At 43.6% G+C, this 20,810-nt stretch carries 15 protein-coding genes; 7 read left to right on the top strand and 8 right to left on the bottom strand.

Translation table 11 applies throughout. From position 1 onward, the window contains the following. Positions 1–178: 178 nt before the first annotated feature. From pepN to AB6E52_RS13175, 5 genes are all read right to left on the bottom strand, one after another. Positions 179–2,785 (bottom strand): aminopeptidase N, encoded by a 2,607-nt coding sequence (gene pepN / locus AB6E52_RS13195; protein ID WP_102321150.1) that lies wholly within the window; start codon positions 2,783–2,785, stop codon positions 179–181. 218 nt (positions 2,786–3,003) lie between these two features. Continuing rightward, positions 3,004–3,687: a hypothetical protein gene (locus AB6E52_RS13190; protein WP_102321149.1), complete on the bottom strand. Its 684-nt coding sequence runs from the start codon at positions 3,685–3,687 to the stop codon at positions 3,004–3,006. A 322-nt stretch (positions 3,688–4,009) separates the two neighbouring features. After that, on the bottom strand, positions 4,010–6,004 hold the full coding sequence (gene prc / locus AB6E52_RS13185; protein WP_102321148.1) for a carboxy terminal-processing peptidase: 1,995 nt from the start codon (positions 6,002–6,004) through the stop codon (positions 4,010–4,012). 17 nt (positions 6,005–6,021) lie between these two features. Then, a complete protein-coding gene (gene proQ, locus AB6E52_RS13180) occupies positions 6,022–6,645 on the bottom strand; it encodes an RNA chaperone ProQ (RefSeq protein WP_017057223.1) in 624 nt (207 codons plus the stop codon). Positions 6,646–6,742: 97 nt separating this feature from the next. Then, entirely contained in the window at positions 6,743–7,234 is a 492-nt protein-coding gene (locus AB6E52_RS13175) for a GAF domain-containing protein (protein WP_017059689.1), read from the bottom strand. A gap of 89 nt (positions 7,235–7,323) precedes the next feature. Here AB6E52_RS13175 and AB6E52_RS13170 point away from each other — a divergent pair, with 89 nt between their 5' ends. From AB6E52_RS13170 to rsmF, 4 genes are all read left to right on the top strand, one after another. Then, positions 7,324–9,120 carry an ABC transporter ATP-binding protein gene (locus tag AB6E52_RS13170; protein WP_017059690.1) on the top strand — a complete coding sequence of 599 codons (1,797 nt, stop codon included), beginning with the start codon at positions 7,324–7,326 and terminating at the stop codon, positions 9,118–9,120. Between the two features lie 54 nt (positions 9,121–9,174). After that, positions 9,175–10,458 carry a paraquat-inducible protein A gene (locus AB6E52_RS13165; RefSeq protein ID WP_102321147.1) on the top strand — a complete coding sequence of 428 codons (1,284 nt, stop codon included), beginning with the start codon at positions 9,175–9,177 and terminating at the stop codon, positions 10,456–10,458. Continuing rightward, positions 10,445–13,102, top strand: coding sequence for an MlaD family protein (locus tag AB6E52_RS13160; protein ID WP_102321146.1), 2,658 nt, complete (start codon positions 10,445–10,447; stop codon positions 13,100–13,102). Before AB6E52_RS13165 ends, AB6E52_RS13160 begins: the two co-directional genes overlap by 14 nt. Before the next feature lie 149 nt (positions 13,103–13,251). Continuing rightward, entirely contained in the window at positions 13,252–14,673 is a 1,422-nt protein-coding gene (gene rsmF / locus AB6E52_RS13155; protein ID WP_017063836.1) for a 16S rRNA (cytosine(1407)-C(5))-methyltransferase RsmF, read from the top strand. Between the two features lie 299 nt (positions 14,674–14,972). On the opposite strand, the gene AB6E52_RS13150 is transcribed toward rsmF, so the two are convergent. Continuing rightward, entirely contained in the window at positions 14,973–15,881 is a 909-nt protein-coding gene (locus AB6E52_RS13150; protein ID WP_017059694.1) for a S1 RNA-binding domain-containing protein, read from the bottom strand. Positions 15,882–15,909: 28 nt separating this feature from the next. On the opposite strand from AB6E52_RS13150, the gene AB6E52_RS13145 reads away from it, so the two are divergent. Then, positions 15,910–17,265, top strand: a complete 1,356-nt coding sequence (locus AB6E52_RS13145; protein ID WP_017063834.1) for a hypothetical protein — start codon at positions 15,910–15,912, stop codon at positions 17,263–17,265. Positions 17,266–17,373: 108 nt separating this feature from the next. Here the strand turns inward: AB6E52_RS13145 and AB6E52_RS13140 are convergent, their stop codons facing one another. Together AB6E52_RS13140 and AB6E52_RS13135 are read right to left on the bottom strand one after the other, a co-directional pair. Further along, positions 17,374–17,859 carry a PaaI family thioesterase gene (locus AB6E52_RS13140; protein WP_102321145.1) on the bottom strand — a complete coding sequence of 162 codons (486 nt, stop codon included), beginning with the start codon at positions 17,857–17,859 and terminating at the stop codon, positions 17,374–17,376. A gap of 159 nt (positions 17,860–18,018) precedes the next feature. Further along, complete coding sequence (locus AB6E52_RS13135) at positions 18,019–18,906, bottom strand: putative PEP-binding protein (RefSeq protein ID WP_102321144.1); 888 nt, start codon at positions 18,904–18,906, stop codon at positions 18,019–18,021. Positions 18,907–19,113: 207 nt separating this feature from the next. On the opposite strand from AB6E52_RS13135, the gene AB6E52_RS13130 reads away from it, so the two are divergent. Beyond that, positions 19,114–20,172: a 3-deoxy-7-phosphoheptulonate synthase gene (locus AB6E52_RS13130; protein WP_017059698.1), complete on the top strand. Its 1,059-nt coding sequence runs from the start codon at positions 19,114–19,116 to the stop codon at positions 20,170–20,172. Between the two features lie 12 nt (positions 20,173–20,184). After that, positions 20,185–20,667: a YajQ family cyclic di-GMP-binding protein gene (locus tag AB6E52_RS13125; RefSeq protein WP_017059699.1), complete on the top strand. Its 483-nt coding sequence runs from the start codon at positions 20,185–20,187 to the stop codon at positions 20,665–20,667. Positions 20,668–20,810: the final 143 nt, after the last annotated feature.

Raw genomic sequence — 20,810 nt, 5'->3', positions numbered from 1 at the left:
CTTTTAGATGTCTGACGGTGAAACTGAACTTGAAGCTGCTCTAGCTTATCGAAAATTCGATGAACCAGAAACAAAAAATCAGTGGCAGATATTCTCTACCACTGATGACCTTTCGTTATAGCAAACAGTTTATTAGTAAACCGCTTATTAGCAAACAGTTACCTGAATGCGCGCTGACTTAAGCCTCTAGTGCTTTCGTCACTTTCTCAAACAAGTCTTTTGCTAGGTTGTCCATGTTCTTTAACGTCTCTAGTTCTTTTTTGATCAGAGCTTGGCGTTCATCGTCGTACTTACGGAATTTAAGAAGTGGATCAATCAGACGTGAAGCCACTTGCGGGTTGCTGCTGTTCAGTTCACGTAAGATCTCGCCTGCAAATGCATAGCCTTGACCAGACTTGTCGTGGAATTGAACCGGGTTCATGTTTAAGAATGAACCGACCAAGTTACGGGTACGGTTCGGGTTCTTCAAACTGAACGCCTGGTGCGACATCGACGCTTTGATCACTTCAAGTGCGTTTGAACTTGGGTTTGTACCTTGCAATGCAAACCACTTATCCATAACAAGACCATCGTGTTTCCACTTGTCACTGTAATCCACCATCAAGGTTTCACGACATGGTAGTTGTGCACTGTTTGCCGCGCCCATTGCTGCCATCGTATCTGTCATGTTATTCGCTTGTTGATACATCGCAACAACCAAGTCATTACCCTGCCCAGTATGAGCTAAGTAACTTAAGCAAACTTTACGTAGAGTACGCTTACCAATCGAATCGTGATCGATCGTGTATTCTGTTAGTGCGTGGCTGTGATAAACCGCCGCTAACTCGTCTTCAAGTTCTGCAGCTAATGTAACTTTCATCGAGTTAAGAACCGATGCGACCGCATCAATATCAACGCGCTCGTACCAACCCGATACTTCATTGTGGCTTGGTAGAGAAAGCATTTCTGCAATAAACGCAGGCTCTAGTGAATCACTCAGCAGTACGCCACGGAATGCATCAACAACAGAATCAGAAAGCTCAAACGCTTGACCCTGCTGAACTTTCTCCACGTTACTGCGGATGTACTTCGCTAATAGCATTTGACCCGCATCCCAACGAGAGAATTCATTGCGAGCATTCACCATCAAGAAGATCAGTTCTTCATCTGAGTAGTCATATTCCAATTTCACTGGCGCAGAAAATTCACGAAGTAATGATGGGATCGGTTGCTCAGAAACGTTTTCAAACACGAACGTTTGCTCTGCTTTTTTCACATCTAATACATTATGAACTGGCTTACCGTTACATTGTAACTCAACAACTTCACCTGCAGCTGTGTACAGCTCGATATCAAGAGGAATATGCAGAGCCTGCTTTTCCGTTTGCTCATGAGTTGGCGCTGTTACTTGGCGAGTTGTTAACGTGTACTGTTTCTTCTCTGCGTCGTACTTACTTTCAACAGACAGCGTCGGCGTACCAGACTGGCTGTACCATAAGCGGAACTGAGATAAGTCAACGCCCGACGCATCTTCCATTGCCGCGACGAAGTCTTCACATGTTGCAGCCGTACCATCGTGACGTTCGAAGTACAGCTTCATGCCTTTTTGGAAACCATCTTCGCCCAACAATGTGTGGATCATACGGATCACTTCACTGCCCTTTTCGTACACGGTCAAAGTATAGAAGTTATTCATTTCTATCACTTTTTCTGGACGAATTGGGTGAGACATCGGACTTGCGTCTTCAGCGAATTGTGGCCCGCGAATAATACGAACATTGTTGATTCGGTTTACTGCGCGAGAGCCAAGATCAGATGAGAACTCTTGATCGCGGAATACGGTTAAGCCTTCTTTCAAGCTCAGCTGGAACCAATCGCGACAAGTCACTCGGTTACCGGTCCAGTTATGGAAATATTCATGGCCGATTACTGCTTCAATACCTAGGTAATCTGTATCCGTTGCAGTTTGGTCGTTTGCTAGAACGAACTTCGAATTGAATACGTTCAAGCCTTTGTTTTCCATCGCACCCATGTTGAAGAAATCAACGGCTACGATCATGTAGATGTCTAAGTCGTACTCTAAGTTGAAACGTTCTTCGTCCCACTTCATTGAATTGATCAAAGAAACCATCGCGTGGCTCGCACGGTCTAGATTGCCTTTATCAACAAAGATTTCTAGGTCAACTTTACGACCCGATTGTGTAGTGTATGCGTCACGAAGTACATCAAAGTCACCCGCTACTAAAGCAAACAAGTACGCTGGTTTTGGATGTGGGTCTTGCCACTTCACCCAATGACGACCGTTTTCAGCTTCACCTTCATCTACACGGTTACCATTACTTAATAAGAATGGGTTCTCTGCTTTGTCTGCAATTACCGTTGTAGTGAATTTCGCCAACACATCTGGGCGATCCATGTAGTAAGTGATACGGCGGAAACCTTCAGCTTCACATTGAGTACAGAACGCGCCACCCGACTTGTACAAGCCTTCAAGTGCACTGTTCCCTTCAGGGTTAACTTCGGTAACGATAGTTAGAGTAAATTCTTTTGGAAGGTCATTCAGCGTAAGTTGAGTTTCAGACTGCTCGTACTGAGTCCATTCGTTGCCTTCAACCAAAACAGAAACCAACTTCAAGCCTTCACCATCAAGTACTAATGTCGTGCTGTCTTTCTCCTGCTTAACACTAGAAACAGCCGTAACAATGGATGCTGAGTCGTACAAATCGAAAGTAAGATCGATTTCAGAAATCGTGTGAGATGGTGATTGATAATCTTTACGATACTTGGCTTGAGGTGTATGTGCCATGACGGGTTCCTTTTGATCGTTATACGTAATTATTTTTTAACTGTATATATCTAAAGGTTGAGCGCCAATAAAACAAGGGGAATATTAAAAAAAGGAGGCATTGTAAGAAAATGCCTCCATGTTTTGCTATTTTATCAATCAAATCAGACAGGAACGCCTAAGAAATGAACTGTGCACAATATTATCAACGAGTACGCCGTTAATGCTAAAACTCACGATTATCGAATGCGATTGAGTACCGCAAACATATCTCCCTCTTCACCTTGCAGCGTTAACACATCGCTGTTCAGTGTATATCGAGTGCCGTGTTCACCGTTCTCATAAAGTAACACTAGTTGATCGCCTTCTGTGTAATACACCCCGCGACGAATGACTTCACCACCTTCTTCATCTGATACTCGGAACATGAATATAAAGTCCGGCTGAAGGACTAAATCCATTTTTTGAATGTTACTCGCACGTAGATCGCTTCCAGACAGTTCGGCACTTGACCAGATTCCCGCCAATGCATTTGGCAAGGCCTTGGTGAACATAACACCGTTAAGATTCAGCATGTTGTGATTACTGCTGTACGCGTAAACCTGAGGTTCTGAGGTATTCAAACCCAAAATAATCGTGTCTTCATTGGCGTTATACAAACCTTCCCAATGATCGACACTGTAGTCTTTCTTTTGGATATCGATAGTGAATGAGTAGTTTGAATCAAGAGTGAGCTTGATCGCTCTAAAGTTTTCAGTGCCTTGCTCAGGATCAGGATTCATCAAATACCAATCACCAAGCAGCAAAGGAAGGTCAAAATGAGATAGATTACTATCACTTTTTGATTGTTGGTTACTCGAAGCGACCTCGCTCCCAAAAGCCACAAAACTTAAACAAGATAAAAATAGTAGAATCCATTTCATAAGCGTCCCCTCGTTTTCTTTAAGCTTAGGCACGTAATGAATAGAAAGCGAAAAAATATGATCTAAGTCACTAAATTTTAAGTGCGAAGTAACTTAAATGTCATTATCACTCGAAAAATAATACTTAAGTTTAGTTATTTTTACAGTGTACTTCACAGCCGAAAATCAAATAACAGTGGTTCTGCAGCAAGTTAAAAAGCGAGGAAGCATGCCGTTAACATGACATTATTCGAGGCAAGAACACAGGTACAAAAAAAGCGAGCCTAAGCTCGCTTTTCAAATAGTACGTCTTTAAACAATCACCTTATAACAGGTATTTTGTTTATTTCTTGATCATATCCAGCATGATAGCAACTGATTCATCAAGATAAGCATCCGGGGCTTCGTAGTCTTTTGGAATATCATCCAACGTTTTAAATGCCTCTAACTTAGCGGCTTTTTGACGTTGGTTAATACGCTCTAGACGAAGCGCATCCGCATCATCACTCTCTTGTTGACGAACCTTTTCATTCAAAGAAAGGTCATTGTCGTCTTTATCTGCCTTATATTTTTCAATATCTTGCGCGATAAAGCCAAATTCCATATCTGTCGCAATACGAGCTTGGTGTTGAGCTGTTAAAGCAGCAATTTGCTCATCGTTACGCTGTAACACTGAGTAATTTGCTTTATCAATGCTGTCCCAAGGTAGAGCATTGTCTTCAACACTTTCACCAGTGTCTGCTGGGTCAATTGGCGTTGGGTAAGCAATATCAGGTACTACACCCTTGTTTTGCGTACTGCCACCATTGATTCGGTAGAATTTCTGGATTGTGTATTGAACATAGCCCAACTCTTTGTCGAACAAATCATAAATATGATTCAAAGAACGATGCTGTTGTACCGTACCTTTACCGAAAGAGTTTTCACCTAAGATGATTGCACGACCGTAATCCTGCATCGCTGCTGCAAAGATTTCAGATGCTGAAGCACTGTAGCGATTCACCAATACCGTTAACGGACCTTGGTAACTGATTTCACCATCAGTATCACTGTTCACTTTGACACGACCGTAGCTATCACGAACCTGAACAACAGGTCCTTCTTTGATAAACAAACCAGAGAGTTCAGTTGCTTCAGTCAGTGCACCACCACCGTTGTTTCGGAGGTCAACAATAATACCTTCAACACCTTGCTCTTTAAGCTCGGTGATCAGTTTATCGGTATCTTTAGAAAGGCCAACGTAGAAACTTGGTACTTCTAATACACCAATTTTCTTGCCGTCTTTCTCGATCACTTCTGATTTAACAGCGCGGTCTTCTAAACGAATCTTATCGCGAACAATTGTGACAACGTGACTTTTTGCATCTTTACCATCTGGCAAGATCTGTAGCTTAACTTTGGTCCCTTTAGGGCCTTTAATAAGTTGTACTACATCGTCTAAACGCCACCCGATAACATCAACAATTTCTTCGCCATCTTGACCAACACCAACAATGCGGTCTCCATCACTCAATTGTTTGCTGTTTGACGCAGGGCCACCAGCAACTAAAGAGCGAATAACGGTGTAGTCGTCTGTCATCTGAAGCACAGCACCAATACCTTCTAGAGATAGGTTCATCTCAGATTGGAATTGTTCTGCATTTCTTGGAGAAAGGTAACTTGTGTGAGGATCAACTTCACGCGCAAATGCGTTCATGTAGATCTGGAAAGCATCTTCATTATGCGATTGCGTAATACGCTTCATCGCATTGTTGTAACGCTTTTCCAAAACTTCTTGAATCTCTGGCCACTCTTTACCAGTAAGTTTTAGATTCAACGCATCATATTTAACGCGTTTTCTCCAAAGCTCATTCACTTCAGCGATATCTTTTGGCCATTCCGCTTCACTACGATTGAGCTCAATACTTTCATCGGTATCAAACTTAATCTCTGTATCTAGCAAAGACAATGCATATTGAAAACGTTCAAAACGCTTCTGCATAGACAGATTATAAACATCGAATGCAATCTGGTTATTGCCCGATTTCAGCTGATCATCAATTTGTTTAGATGACGCAGAGAAAGAGTCAATATCAGCTTGAGTGAAGATATTACGATTATAATCCAGCATCTCTAAGTAACGATTAAAGATAGCTTGAGAGAAATCATCGTTGAGATTGAAGTGTTTATAGTGAGAACGAGTAAATCGAGAAGTAACACGTTTACTAGCAGTTTCGTGTTGGACCTCAGGAGCGAGTAGAGGTAAATCGTCCTGATCTAATTTGGCTTCAAGAGCCTGAGCTGAAGCTGCTAGCCAAAAGCTAGCAGCAATCAGTGTCAATTTTGAACGGCATTTCATGCGTAGGAGTATCTCCTTTAAGCGCGCAAGTGCTCCGCTTTAACAACCATTTGTAGGCCGTTTGCTAACTGAACACGCACATCTTCCTTATTGATTTCAACAATGGTCGCAGCCATGTTTCCTTTACCCATGTTCACATTTACTTCTTTGCCAGCGATGAATTCGTCAGCGTTCAAAGCGCGTGTTTCTACAGGCTTTTCTACTTTTGGTGCTTTAGGCGCTTGACGACGAGGCTGTTGAGCTTTCTTCGCCTTAGGTTTCGCTTTGCCCTCTTCACGAGCTTTTTGTGCTTGTTCTTTACGACGAGCCTGAACTTTCGCTTTGCTTTCTGCAAGTGTAGCTTTAGCGTGTTCAACGTGCTCTTCTTCTAGTGTGCCACACGCGTTGCCGTCTAGGTCAACACGTTCTGCGCCAGCTTTTACGCCGTGCAGGTAACGCCATGATGATGTGTACTGTCTTAACGCTGCACGAAGCTGAGTCTTACTTACTTTTTCGTCTTCATTTAGACGTTCAGCAAGATCTTGAAAAATACCAATTTTAAGTGGCTTCGCTTCACCTTCTAGAGTAAAGCATTTAGGGAAACATTCAGCAATATATGCGATAACTTCTTTGCTGTTTTTTAACTTTTCAGTGTTTTCCATGTGGGTTCCTGGTTTTTGCGGTTTTCCGCGAGCATTAAGAAAATATTTTTACGTATTATAGAGAGATGCTTGGGAAAAACCACAGTAAGAGAATAATTTATGCCTTGTTCGCGTGCGAATTAAGCAGCTTTTCCACTTCTGCCATGAAAAATGTCAATCCGTCCTCGTCAATTTGAGAAAAACGACCAACATTTGGGCTATCAATATCAAGAACGCCCGCGATTTTTCCGCCAATCGAGAACGGAATAACGATTTCTGAGTTACTTGCAGCGTCACAAGCGATGTGACCTTCGAACTCATGGACATCATGAATGCGCTGAACTGTATTCGTCGCAACCGCAGTTCCACACACACCACGCCCGACCGGAATTCGCACACAAGCAGGTTGACCTTGGAAAGGGCCCAGTACAAGTTCGTCTTTTTCCTTAGCTAAATCCTGCTTCATTAAATAGAAACCCGCCCAATTCAAGTCATCCAATTCCATGAATAATAATGAACTGATATTAGCAAGATTAGCAGTTAGATCGGTTTCTGATTCAATTAATGCAACGGCTTGTTTGGTTAAGCGTTGGTAATGTTCTATTTTCATATTAACTTCCAATTAAATTGAGACTTCCATTATCAAGAGAACGCAGTAGAATGCGGCCATCAAACTAAATAGGACTTATTCTCATTACAATGAACAATTCAGAAGACACTATTAGCCGTTCTTGGTTAATAACTCAAGTAAAAAAACACAAGTCCAAATTACTGTTTGCTAACATTATTGCCATATTTGCAACTCTCATTAGTGTCCCTATCCCGTTGCTCATGCCATTAATGGTTGATGAAGTATTACTCGATAAGCCCGCTTCAGGCTTAGAGATGATGAACCACCTACTTCCATCTTCATTACAAACACCGACTGGCTATATAGCACTAACTTTGTTGTTAGTGATTATCATGCGCTCCGTTAGCCAAGCGTTGAACATTCTGCAAGGGCGTCAGTTTACGCTTGTGTCCAAAACAATTACCTATCAAATGCGCAGCAAGATGATAGATAAGCTTGGTCGCATCAGTATTAGACAATACGAAACCAAAGGCAGCGGCGGTATCAACGCCCACCTAATAACAGACATAGAGACAATAGATAAGTTCATTGGCTCGACTCTTTCTAAATTTATCATCAGCTTCCTGACCGTGTTCGGTACAGCGATCGTGCTGTTGTGGCTAGAGTGGCGTTTAGGGTTGTTCATTTTACTGGTCAATCCTGTTGTGATTTATTTCTCCCGTAAACTAGGCAGCAGGGTCAAACACCTTAAGAAATACGAAAACCAATCTTTTGAGCGCTTTCAAAACCGTTTGGTGGAAACCTTAGATGGTATTTACCAACTGCGCGCGGCGAATAAAGAGCGTATCTTTCTCGATGAGCTTAAGGTTCAAGCAAACCAAGTAAGAATCGATGCCGACAAATACGCTTGGCAATCTGAAGCTGCTGGCCGTGTTTCGTTTCTACTCTTCTTATTAGGTTTCGAGCTTTTCCGTGCCGTCGCGATGCTAATGGTGTTATTCAGTGACTTAACCATTGGTCAGATTTTCGCGGTATTTGGCTACTTGTGGTTCATGTTAGGCCCAGTTCAAGAGCTACTAGGGATTCAATTCTCTTGGTATAGCGCGAAAGCGGCACTGCAACGCATCAACGATCTTCTTCAGTTAGAAGAAGAGAAGCGCCCTATCAGTAAAGTGAACCCATTTACTGAAGATCAAGAAGTGACAGTTGACATCGAAGACGTTACATTCTCTTACACATTAGAAAACACTGTTTTAAATAGGCTATCGCTGCACATCCCTGCAGGTAAAAAAGTCGCTTTGGTCGGTGCGAGTGGAGGGGGTAAATCTACGTTAATCCAGTTGCTGATTGGGGTTTACCAAGCAGACTCAGGTTGCATTCGCTATAACGGTGAAACAACCGATGACATCAGCTTTGATGTAATACGCAATCAAATTGCCGTTGTTTTACAACAACCTATACTCTTTAACGATACATTAAGGCATAATCTGACCCTTGGTGCTGAATACGACGAAATGTCGTTGTGGCGTGCGCTTGAAGTCGCTCAAATGCAAGATGTCATCAAGCAACTGAGCAATGGCTTAGATACACAAATTGGTAGGAATGGCGTTCGACTGTCTGGTGGTCAACGACAACGCTTAGCAATAGCTCGTATGGTGCTGAGCAATCCTAAGTTTGTTATTCTTGATGAAGCGACATCTGCACTCGATACAGCAACAGAGTCAGCACTGCATAAAGCGTTGAGCGAGTTTTTGAAAGATCGCACAACTTTGATAGTGGCTCATCGATTATCAGCGGTGAAACAAGCCGATCTAATCTATGTTTTAGAAGATGGACAAGTCACACAGACGGGAACACATGGTGAATTGGTTGAACAACAAGGACTCTATCAAACACTCTACGGCAGTGTGCAATCGCACGCCTGATGTTTGTGGCTCTGAGTCTTTAAGTCGGGTTGCTAACCTAACTTACGTTTCAACTTGGGAGGTCGCGTGACCTCCCCATCCGTAACCAACCCTTTATCAACAAAACACCAATGCGACAGCAGCTCAGTGCGTCTTTGCCAGGGCTGCGAACTTCCCGTAGATAAAATGGACATCCCTTTAGGGAAATCAGCTTACTGCCCAAGATGCGGAACTCAGCTTTATAGAGGCGGTACCCCTAGCCTCTCTGGAAACCTAGCAATCGCAATTACCTGCTTATTGCTGTTTATCCCATCGCACTTTTTTGAATTCATCAGTATTCGCCTGATTGGCGTCATGATACCCGCGACGTTACCATCGGGTGTTTTTACCTTAATGGGCGAAGGCTTTCCTCTACTTGGTTTGCTGATCCTGTTCTGCAGTTCGATCGCTCCGTTGCTCGTGTGCACCTCGGTACTCATCACTCATGCATCACTGCGTCTTAAGATCTTCACACCCTTTCGTTATGCATTAGCCATTATTCAGACTCTCAAACATTGGATGATGTTGGATGTGTTTCTGGTAAGTTTGGCGGTCTCATGTTTCAAACTGCAAGATTACTCTGACATTTTCGTCGGCCCTGGTTTGATTGGCCTGATTCTTCTGCAGCTTTTCAGCGTATTACTAGTAAGCCGTATCAGTGTACGTCGCTACTGGGAAGCTTGGGCAAAAGAATCCGAATACTCTTTTGCTGAGAGTAAGAACGTACACTGTCACAACTGTCACCTATCTCAGCCTGACGGTCATACTTGTGTGCGTTGTCACCATGACTTATATCACCGCAAGCCCTACTCTATACAGAAAACTTGGGCTCTGCTATTTGCCGCATCCGTGGCTATCGTGCCAGCCAATGTCATTCCTATTTCTATTCTTATTACCAACGGTCAAAGGCTAGAAGACACCATCATTTCCGGTGTCGCTTCGCTGATTAATAGCGATATGTATGGCATCGCTGCGATCATTTTCATTGCCAGTATCGTCGTGCCAGTCGCGAAAATACTGGGCCTCGCGTACATCTTAATCTGTATCAAGATGAAGCGCGCCGTTTACCACAGGCAACGTATGACCATCTATTTCATCGTGAAATGGGTGGGGAAATGGTCGGTAATGGATCTGTTCGTTATTTCGATCATGATGACCTTGGTCGACCGCGGACAAATTTTAAACTTTACACCAGGTTATGGTGCAGTCGCTTTTGGCGTCGTAGTTGTTCTCACGATGCTAGCAGCGGAAAGCTTAGATCCTAGGCTAATTTGGGATAACTACACCTCTAAAGATGAGTCAGTGAATGAACAACGATAACCAATCACAAACGTCATATTCACCAGAAGTAAGGAAAAACAAAGGCATCTCACCTTTGTGGATTCTGCCGATATTAACCGTCGCCTTAGCCGGTTGGTTGGTCATGAAATCGATCCACGATGCAGGCCAACGTGTGCAGATATACTTTTCAGATGCCGCAGGTTTAGTCGCAGGTCGAACAACGATTCGTTACCAAGGCTTAGAGGTGGGTATGGTGCGCGACATCACCTTATCCAAAGATCTATCGAGCATCTATGTCGATGCTGACATCTACCCAGAAGCGAAGAAACTACTATCAAAAGGCACACGTTTTTGGCTCGTAAAGCCAACCGCTAGTTTGTCTGGTATCTCTGGGTTAGATGCACTTGTTTCAGGTAACTATATCGCTATACATCCTAGCGAAACTAAAGAAGAGCCAGAAACCGTTTTTCAGGCTTTAGAGTCGTCCCCTTCTGATTTGCTGGCTTCTGAAGGTCTAAACATCTCATTGACGACCAAAGATCTAGGTGGTGTGTCTGTTGGCTCTCAAATCGTTTACCGTAAAATCCCAATTGGTGAGGTTTACAACTACCAGTTAAACGACAACGCGAAATCCGTTACGATTCAAGCGTCGATTAAAGATGAATACAGCCATATCATTACCGACCAAAGCCGTTTTTGGAATGTCAGTGGCTTAGGTGCCAGTATTGGCTTTTCTGGTGTTGATGTTCGCTTAGAGAGCCTAAGTGCATTGCTTGGCGGTTCAATTGCGGTCGACTCTCCAGGAGAAGGCCAACCGGTTGAGATGAATACTAAGTTCAAACTCTACCCAGATCTGAAAACAGCGGGTCGAGGTATCTCTATCAAGATTGCCGTTCCCGATGATAATAAAATCAGTGCAACGGGTGCTCCGATCATGTATCGCGGCATTGAAATCGGTCAAATCACTGATTTATCGCTAAGTGAAGGGCGTGAAAACGTCGTTGCATCTGCCGCTATCCAACCGGCATTCAGTGACTTTTTAAACAGCGGCAGTAAATTCGTTCTAGAAGAGGCTGAACTGTCGCTTACTGGCATGAAAAACATTGCCAATTTAGTGACAGGTAACTTTTTAACCTTGGTACCGGGTGAAGGTGAAAAGGCGCGTCGATTTACTGCAATCCGCAAAAATGAATTCAGTCAGGAACAAGAGAAATCCGTTGCGATTCGCTTAACGTCGAACAATTCGTTCGGGTTAGATGTCGGTACACAACTTCTCTACAAAGGCATTGCCGTTGGCTCTATCATCCATGTGGGATTAGTTGATGGTGTTGGTACGGGCTCTGATAAACACGAAGTCTTCATGGATGCACTTATCGATAATGAGTACGCGCACCTTATCAAAAGCCACAACCGTTTCTTTGTGACAGGTAGTGCGACTGCAGAGCTAACCGAATCAGGCTTGAGTGTTACGGTCCCACCAGCAAAACAGCTTCTTACCGGCTCGATTAGCTTTGTGAGTGAAGGTAAATCTGAAGCTCGAACGGACTACCAACTTTTCCAAAGTAAGTCGTTAGCAGAAATTGCTAAGTTTAATCAGTCTGGTTCAAAGACACTTTCTTTGTTTGCCAGTGAGTTACCTTCAATTTCTAAAGGCAGCCCACTCCTCTACCGCAACCTACAAGTGGGTAATATTTCTGATTTTCAGCTTGCAGACGGTGGCGTAAGAATCAAAGTCACAATCGAAAATCGTTACACGCACTTACTCAACAAGCACACTGTTTTCTGGAACCGTTCAGGCGTTGAGGTTGATGCGTCGCTATCGGGTATCAGCATTAAAGCGGCACCAGTTAAAACCCTTATCCAAGGCGGTATTGCTTTTGACTCTCTGCCAGGAATCGACAACAAACTCGGCGATGTGTGGAAGCTTTATAAAGATTCGAAATCCGCTCGAAAATTTGGCCGCGCGATTACTATCACCTCTTCTGGCGATCAAGAAGTCAGCAAGGGCATGGCGATCAAATATCAAGGTGTCACTGTTGGTGAGGTTACTTTGGTGATTCCGAACTTCAACAAGGGCGGCATTGAAATTACTGCGCGTATTTTACCTGAGTACGTCGACAAGATTGCCGTAACGAACAGTCACTTCTGGTTGGCAGAACCTGAGATTGGCCTTAATGGCATCAAAAACGTCTCTGCGCTGCTCTCTAAACACATCAACGTAGACCCGGGCAAAGGTGAAAGAAACACGAAATTTGAGCTTAGCAAAGGACCTGTGCAGCCTGAAGGCAAGATATTCCAACTGCAAAGCGAAACGCGCGGCTCAGTATCTGAAGGTACACCTATCCTATTCCGTGAACTAGAAATTGGCAGTGTTATAGATGTTCAGCTGGGCGAGTTTGCTGATCGCATCATATCTACGATTCAAATAGAACCTGACTACGCGTATCTAATCCGCGCAAACACCGTGTTCTGGAACGTGTCGGGCGTCGATGTCTCTATCGGCCTGTCAGGCGCAAACATCAAAGCCGGAACGGTAGACAGCTTGTTAAGAGGTGGTATTACATTCTCAACGCCACCGACAAATGAACTTCAACCAGTAGCAAGCGAAGATCAGTCTTTCTACCTCTATCCTCAAGCCGAAGATGAGTGGAAATCATGGAGAACCGCAATTCCTCGTCCATAGAGTGAACTCTCTGACGTTTCTGGAAGATTAATTCTTCATCAAAATGCAGCCATTAGGCTGCATTTTTGTTGTTTGCTGCAAATATGGTTTAGGACGGCCTCATTTTGCTTTAAACTCCCCGCATTAATGCAATAAATCGAGATACTCTTTTGCACGCTAACGTATATATTCCTGAAGAATTCCTAACGCACATCGAAGCAATCATGCCTAGTCATCTAGATATGGCTTCTTTTGTTGCGTCATGCCAAAAACCACTTCGTAAAAGTATTCGAATCAACACATTGAAAATCAGTGTTGAAGACTTCCTAGTACGAGCAAAAGAGAAAGGCTGGGAACTGGAACCTGTACCTTGGTGTGAAACGGGCTTTTGGATTACAGCGGACGAAAGTGAAGCGCCACTAGGTAATACGGCAGAACACATGTCTGGTCTTTTCTACATCCAAGAAGCCAGCTCGATGATGCCACCCTCGGCACTTTTCCAAGGCGAAGCTGATTACCAAGCGGTGCTAGACACTGCGGCTGCACCCGGCTCTAAAACAACGCAAATCGCTGCGCTAATGAATAATCGCGGTGTATTGGTTGCCAATGAGTATGCAGCAAGCCGTGTGAAAGTCCTTCACGCTAACATCGAACGTTGTGGCGTTCGTAATGCCGCTCTAAGTAACTTTGACGGTCGAGTTTTTGGTGGTTGGTTACCAGAACAGTTTGATGCTGTGTTGCTAGACGCACCCTGCTCTGGCGAAGGCACCATTCGTAAAGATGCCGATGCGATGAAGAACTGGACGTATCAATCAGTGGTCGACATTGCCGACACGCAAAAAGATCTGATTGAAAGTGCATTCCATGCTCTTAAACCTAATGGTGTTTTGGTTTACTCAACGTGTACGCTTAGCACCGAAGAGAACCAACAAGTGTGTCATCACCTAAAAGAAACCTTTGGTGATGCGGTTGAATTCGAATCTCTGGAATCACTATTCGACAACGCAAAAGCAACCACGACAGAAGAAGGCTTTCTTCACATCTTCCCACAGGTCTATGACTCTGAAGGTTTCTTTGTTGCACGTATCCGTAAACTAGCGTCTGTTACTCCACCAGAAGTTAAAAAACGTATGGGTAAATTCCCATTTGAAAAAGCATCAAAGAAAACTCAGCAAGAAGTCGCTGAACAACTAATGAGTACTCTCGATATCGAATTGCCAAGCGATACTCAGGTTTGGATTCGCGACAAAGACGTTTGGCTATTCCCAGAAGCGCTAGAGCCGATGATCGGTGAGTTCCGTTTTTCTCGCATGGGAATCAAGATCGCTGAAACCCATAAAAAAGGTTACCGCTGGCAGCACCAAGTAGCGACAACGCTCGCAACAGGTAATGAAGCTAATGTTGTAGAGCTTAGTATTGAAGATGCTCGTGAATGGTTCATGGGCCGCGATGTTCGCCCTGAAAACTTGTCAGGAAAAGGTGAAGTACTAGTGAAGTACAATGGTGCAATCATCGGCCTTGGTAAGTGGGTTGGCAACCGAGTGAAGAACGGTTTACCACGCGAACTCGTGCGCGATAAGAACCTTTTCTAAAAGCGTTCGCACTGAGTACACCTTAATAAACAAAAAGCCCAAACAACGTTAATTGTTTGGGCTTTTTCTATTCTATCGGCCATATAAGTCAGTGTGCGAGCGCTTGTAAATCAACAGCTAATTATATAAATATCAATTCAAGTCACTATTTCCAAAAAGAAAAATCTCACTTTAGAGAATCTAAACTAGACTTCAATCTAACAGTCAAAAGATTAAAACGATTAGCGTAGGCTCTTCGGAGCCCTTTCCCCTAAGCCCAAACAGGAAGGTTTGGGCTTTTTTTTGACCGAAAGGACCGCTTACTTAACTAAGCTGATACCTTCTTTGTCGATAGTGATCTTGCCAGATTTGTATAGACCACCAATTGTCTTCTTGAACGTACCTTTGCTGGTTCTGAATGCAGAGAAAATAACTTCAGGAGAAGACTTATCATTCAAAGGCAGGTAACCGCCTTTCTTCTCAAGCAGGTCAAGAACCTTAGTGCTTAAGTCATCCATCTTAGCCACACCAACCTTCTGAAGAGACAAATCAATCTTACCGTCTTCTTCACGAACGTTTTTAATGTAGCCTTTTAGTGTTTTACCAATGAACAGCTTACCGATGATGTCAGATGGGAAAATCATACCCCAGTGTTCACCGTTCACGATCGCTTTGTAACCTAACTGGCTGCGCTCAGCGATAATGAGATCGACTTGCTCATTTTGCTTATAAGTCGCAGGCGTGTTGTCTAACCATTTGTTGAACTTCGTTGTACCAACGATACGGCTCGATGCTTTATCGATATACACATATACTAAGATTGACTGACCTTCGTTTAAACGGCCACGCTGCTCGCTGAAAGGAACAAGAAGGTCTTTACCTTTCACGCCCCAGCTCATGAATGCACCAGTGCTGTTAACACCTTCAACCGTCATCAAACCAAACTGGCCTACTTGAGCTATTGGTTTTTCAGTCGTTGCAGCGATCTGGTTGTCAGAATCTATGTATAAGAAAACATCTAGCTTTTGACCAATTTCAACACCTTCAGGAGTAAATCGTTTCGGCAGCAACACGGTTCCATAGTCGCTCGCGTCAAGGAATACACCGAAGTCTGCTTGTTTTACTACTTCTAAGTTGTTTATTTGACCAATATTAATCATCAAGGTTGTCTCTACTTTAAATTTGGCGGAGATTATACGTGATCTCTGATATGCTTTCGCTAGTTTCATTCATATTTTTACATTCTAGGAGACATCGTTGATCACCGTTGATAAACAAGATGCGATAACACTTAAAATTAACCATGCCATGGCTAAGACCAAAAAGCTCGACATGGACGTTTATCTATTCATTCCCGGTGAACTTGGACTGACTCCTGAAGTGCTTTCTGAAAGTGCCTTTTTCTACAGCTCAATCACTCAAAAACGTGCCTACTATAGTGACAAAACACTTTTACCTTTGGTACACAGTCGCTTGGCAAAACGTGGACGCTTATCTACAACACAGTATCGTGTCAGTTTGAGTCTGTTTGCCTACCAATATGTTATCGCGTTAGATAAAGCAGTCAGCAGCTTAAATAAAACTGATAGTGACGACGTAACGGCTGATGAAGTAGATGAAGTCATTGAATTGGCTTTAGATATCTTGAAGAAGCTACGCCGAAGCATCCCTTACGAAGAAAATCTCAAGCGCTACTACGCTAATATCGATAACTACCTATCTTGGTATACCGAGCAAAAGTTCCTATCGCTAGTTTCACACATGCCACGAGGTAGTGAGTATTCAACGATTAAAGAACGACTCTTAACGCTTTGTGATAAAGAGACCGCGCACCGTAAACTGAACCGCTACAACTCAGCAAGAGTTCGAGAGGACGTTACCCGCTTGAGTAACAAGATGCGTTTGCTGCGTCGTTTGATTGAACACCCTATCGTGCTTAAAGAAAAGACAACGTCGATGGGTAAGAACGTTAAGCGTGCCGTGAAAGGCATCGCGACCGGTTTGGTGATGGTTGTCGTGACCACTACTGTGATCTTGGCTCGTGACTTTCTTGGTGAGATTACCGCCTCTTTCATCGTGGCAATGTCTTTCATTTACGCACTGCGTGAGATCTTTAAAGATGACTTGAGAGACATCCTTTGGCGCTGGCTGCGTAAAGGCAAGCCAAAATGGAAGCGTCGTTACTATGATCCAACGACCAACAAGTCAGTAGGCCATAAACTGGAATGGTTGGACTACGCAAATTTTTCTAAGCTTGCAGATCGCATTCAGTCGATCCGTAAAAAGCGTGTGGTACAACGTGAAGAGCAAATCTTGCATTACCGCTCTCATACTGAGATGTCGACATCGACCTTTATGAGTGGTTATGAGGAGACTCGTGAAACGTTATCGATCAGCCTAAGAGCGCTGACACGGTTGATGGATAAAGGCTCAAACAAGATCTACCGCTTGAATGAAGGACAAGTGAGCCGCGAATCAGTAGAAAAGCGTCATCTTCTCAACCTGATCATTAAAGAGAACAACCATGATAACGAACCAACCTACTACCGTTGGAAGATCGTTATGAACCGTTCAAAAATAGTTGATATTGAGCAGATCACTCAAGAGTCATAGAGCCGTTATAAAGTTCTCTATAACGGTATGTGGAAACCATTCACATACCGTTGTTTTATCTCTTCAACGTTACCCATGACTTCTAAACCAAAATCTATTATTTAATCGCTATCTTCTTGAAGGGACTTTCTTAATTGAAAGCGTAAGCGTGAACTCCGCCATCGGCTCGTCACCATGTAAAGATGGGCAAGTCGCGATAATGGTTACGGGTTGATTGACCCGTTCTCCGGTCGACATGGTTTCTGCCAGCATAGTGTTGATCAGCTCACCGTCGTTACAAGTGAAATGCACATCACCTTCAGGGCGCTTCAAAAAGTTACCCGTCACCTCTTTAAAAGCCAACGAGATCTTTTCACCTTGCTGCTGAGATTTGCTCATCGCAAGAAACCCACCCGCGACATCCGCACCTACAGCCAAAACGCCAAAGTACATACTGTTAAGGTGATTCTTAGTACGCCTTCTAAGCGGGATTTTCACTTCAACATGTTGGTTGTCCAACGCGAGTAGTTTTGGTCGGCACAACCAGATAAGTGGGACTTTGAAAAAGCCAAACATGCTTAAGTAGAAATTTGCTTTTTGTAGAGGGGTCAACATTCGAATTACCTAGCCAAGTTAGTCATCAGACCAGTTAATCGACTAGCGATAAGAATGTCAAAAAAATGTTACAAAAAAGAGATATCATCGCACAATGATATCTCTTTCATTCTCAAAGCATTAGCGCCTTAAGTCGGCTTATCAGGCAAGCTAATCGATTTACGCAGTCACGACCGTTTCAACACCTTCAAGGTCAGCAATGTAACCTTGTAGACGTGGATAATCGACTAAACCTTGCGTAACTAGCAGCACTGGCTTCTTCGCGTTCAGGGTTGCTTTAACAATCATATCCAACAAGGTAATAACCGCTTCGTTTTGTGGATCAAAAGCGTGTTGCTGAGCTTCATTGTGTTTGTCTACGCCTAAAGTGAAAGACGCTAAGCTATCAACGTTTACCACTACACCATCGAAGTAATGCAGTAAACGTTCGCTCAGTAGCACTGCAGACGGCACATCGCACGAGAACAGTACTTTCAAACCGTTAAGGCCGCGTGGTAGCCCTTGCTCGGCAAGCAGGTCAATAATCTTAGCGGCATCGCTTAATGTTCGTACATAAGGCACAACCACTTCAACGTTAATACCCTGCTCACGCAATGTTTTAATGACCTGACACTCTAAAGCGAAAGCCTTGCTGTATTCTGGTGTTGCATAGCGAGCAACGCCACGAACGCCTAGTGCTGGGTTAATCTCTTCAGCTTCACAGTTCCCGCCAAGTAGCGAACGGAAGCCATAGCTGTCTGCACTACTTAATGCGATACGAACAGAAGTGTGATTTGGCTGAACGGCAGCTTGAATGGCAATCACTAAGGTCGAAACAAAATGCTCATCGACTGTTTTATCGCCAAGGATCGCTTCTAAAGACGTTTTTTCAATATCAGTCAAAGTATCTAAGTGACTCTCGATACTTGGGTGGTAGAAGACACGATCCATCACTAATTCTGATAATGAAACGTATAAGTGGTTAGAATTATTATTATCGTTGTAAGAAGGCAGCACATCACCTAAGACGAGTTCTGGGTGCAAAGTGCTTTGATTTTCTTGAGTCATTGCTGCTCCAGCATTTTTATGTTGTGTTCAAACGAAAATACCGATAGCTGCCTGTTAATACAAGTGAAAATCCCTTATTTGACGCTGGCCTGCTGATAAAAATAAGAATATTAGCAATAACTGAGATAACTTTGACTCAATAGAGTTTATTCCTCTGTTCAATTCCGTTATCTTAACCACTCCGCAATAGAATAAAAAAGCTATCACATGCCATTAAAAACTGATGAGTTGAGAACCCAAGCTCTGGGTCCTATGCCAACTCCTGCCGAACTAGGCAATGCACACCCTATTACTGACGACGTTGCTGAGCGCATTAAAAATTCTCGCCGCCAAATCGAAGATATCCTAACTGGTCGTGATAACCGCCTATTAGTTATCGTAGGCCCTTGCTCTGTTCACGATACAGATGCGGCACTTGATTACGCTGAGCGCCTAAGCAAAATTCAAGACCAGTACAAAGATGAACTGTTCGTTGTAATGAGAACCTACTTCGAGAAGCCTCGTACTGTTGTAGGTTGGAAGGGTTTGATTACAGATCCTAACCTTGATGGTTCATACGCACTTGAAACAGGCTTGAACAAAGCTCGTAAGCTTCTGCTAGATATCAACAAGCTTGGCCTCGCTACCGCGACTGAATTCCTTGATATGATCACAGGTCAGTACATTGCAGACCTTATCACTTGGGGTGCGATTGGCGCTCGTACAACTGAATCTCAGATTCACCGTGAAATGGCTTCTGCACTGTCTTGCCCTGTTGGCTTCAAGAACGCGACCAACGGCAACATCAAGATTGCTATCGATGCAATTCGTGCAGCACATGCTTCACACTACTTCTACTCTCCAGATAAGAACGGCCGCATGACGGTTTACCGTACTTCTGGCAACCCATACGGTCACGTTATTCTACGTGGTGGTGATAAAGGCCCTAACTTCGACGCTGAATCTGTAGATACTGCATGTAAGCAACTGGCTGAATTCGATCTACCTCAACGTTTGGTTGTAGACTTTAGCCACGCTAACTGTCAGAAGCAACACCGTAAGCAGTTAGAAGTTGCACAAGACATTTGTGAGCAAATTAAATCTAACAAGAACCAAATTGCAGGCATTATGGCAGAGAGCTTCATTATTGAAGGCAACCAGCCAATGACAGACATCAACAACCTAGAATATGGCAAGTCGATTACTGACCCATGCCTAAGCTGGGAAGATACTGCAACAATGCTAGACATGCTTGCAACAGCAATTAAAGATAGAAACTTAGCTTAAGGAATCAACACAATGCCATCATTTGACATTATCTCTGAAGTAGAAGCAGTAGAACTGCGTAACGCAGTAGACAACGCAAACCGTGAACTATCGACTCGTTTCGATTTCCGCGGCGTTGACGCAAGCTTTGATTACAAAGATGAATCAGTAAAATTGACTGCTCAAGACGATTTTCAACTGAAGCAAATGCGCGATATCCTTCGCAGCAACCTAACGAAGCGTAATGTTGATCCTAACGCGATGGAAGCGAAAGCGGCAGACCAAACAGGTCGCACTTGGCACCAAACGGTTATCTTTAAGCAAGGCATTGAAACTGATGTCGCTAAGAAGATCGTTAAGCTAATCAAAGACAACAAAGTTAAAGTTCAAGCTTCTATCCAAGGCGACAAAGTTCGTGTTACTGGTAAGAAGCGTGATGACCTACAAGCTGTTATGGCTCTAGTTCGCAGCGGTGAACTTGGTCAACCTTTCCAGTTTGACAACTTCCGCGACTAATTATTGAGTTGGAGCAACCGCCTATTTGGGTTGCTCATTCATCAGCACAATGTCGTGTTTGAAATAGCAAAAAGCCACTTCTTTTGAAGTCAATGCCGTTCGGATAAGCATTACTGTTTGAATCTAAACGGATATTTAGCTGG

The organism is Vibrio sp. 10N.247.311.13, from assembly GCF_041467595.1.
Taxonomy (GTDB): Bacteria; Pseudomonadota; Gammaproteobacteria; order Enterobacterales; family Vibrionaceae; genus Vibrio; species Vibrio crassostreae_C.
The sequence above is the reverse complement of the archived record's forward strand: the minus strand, read 5'-3'. Positions and strand labels throughout refer to the sequence as shown.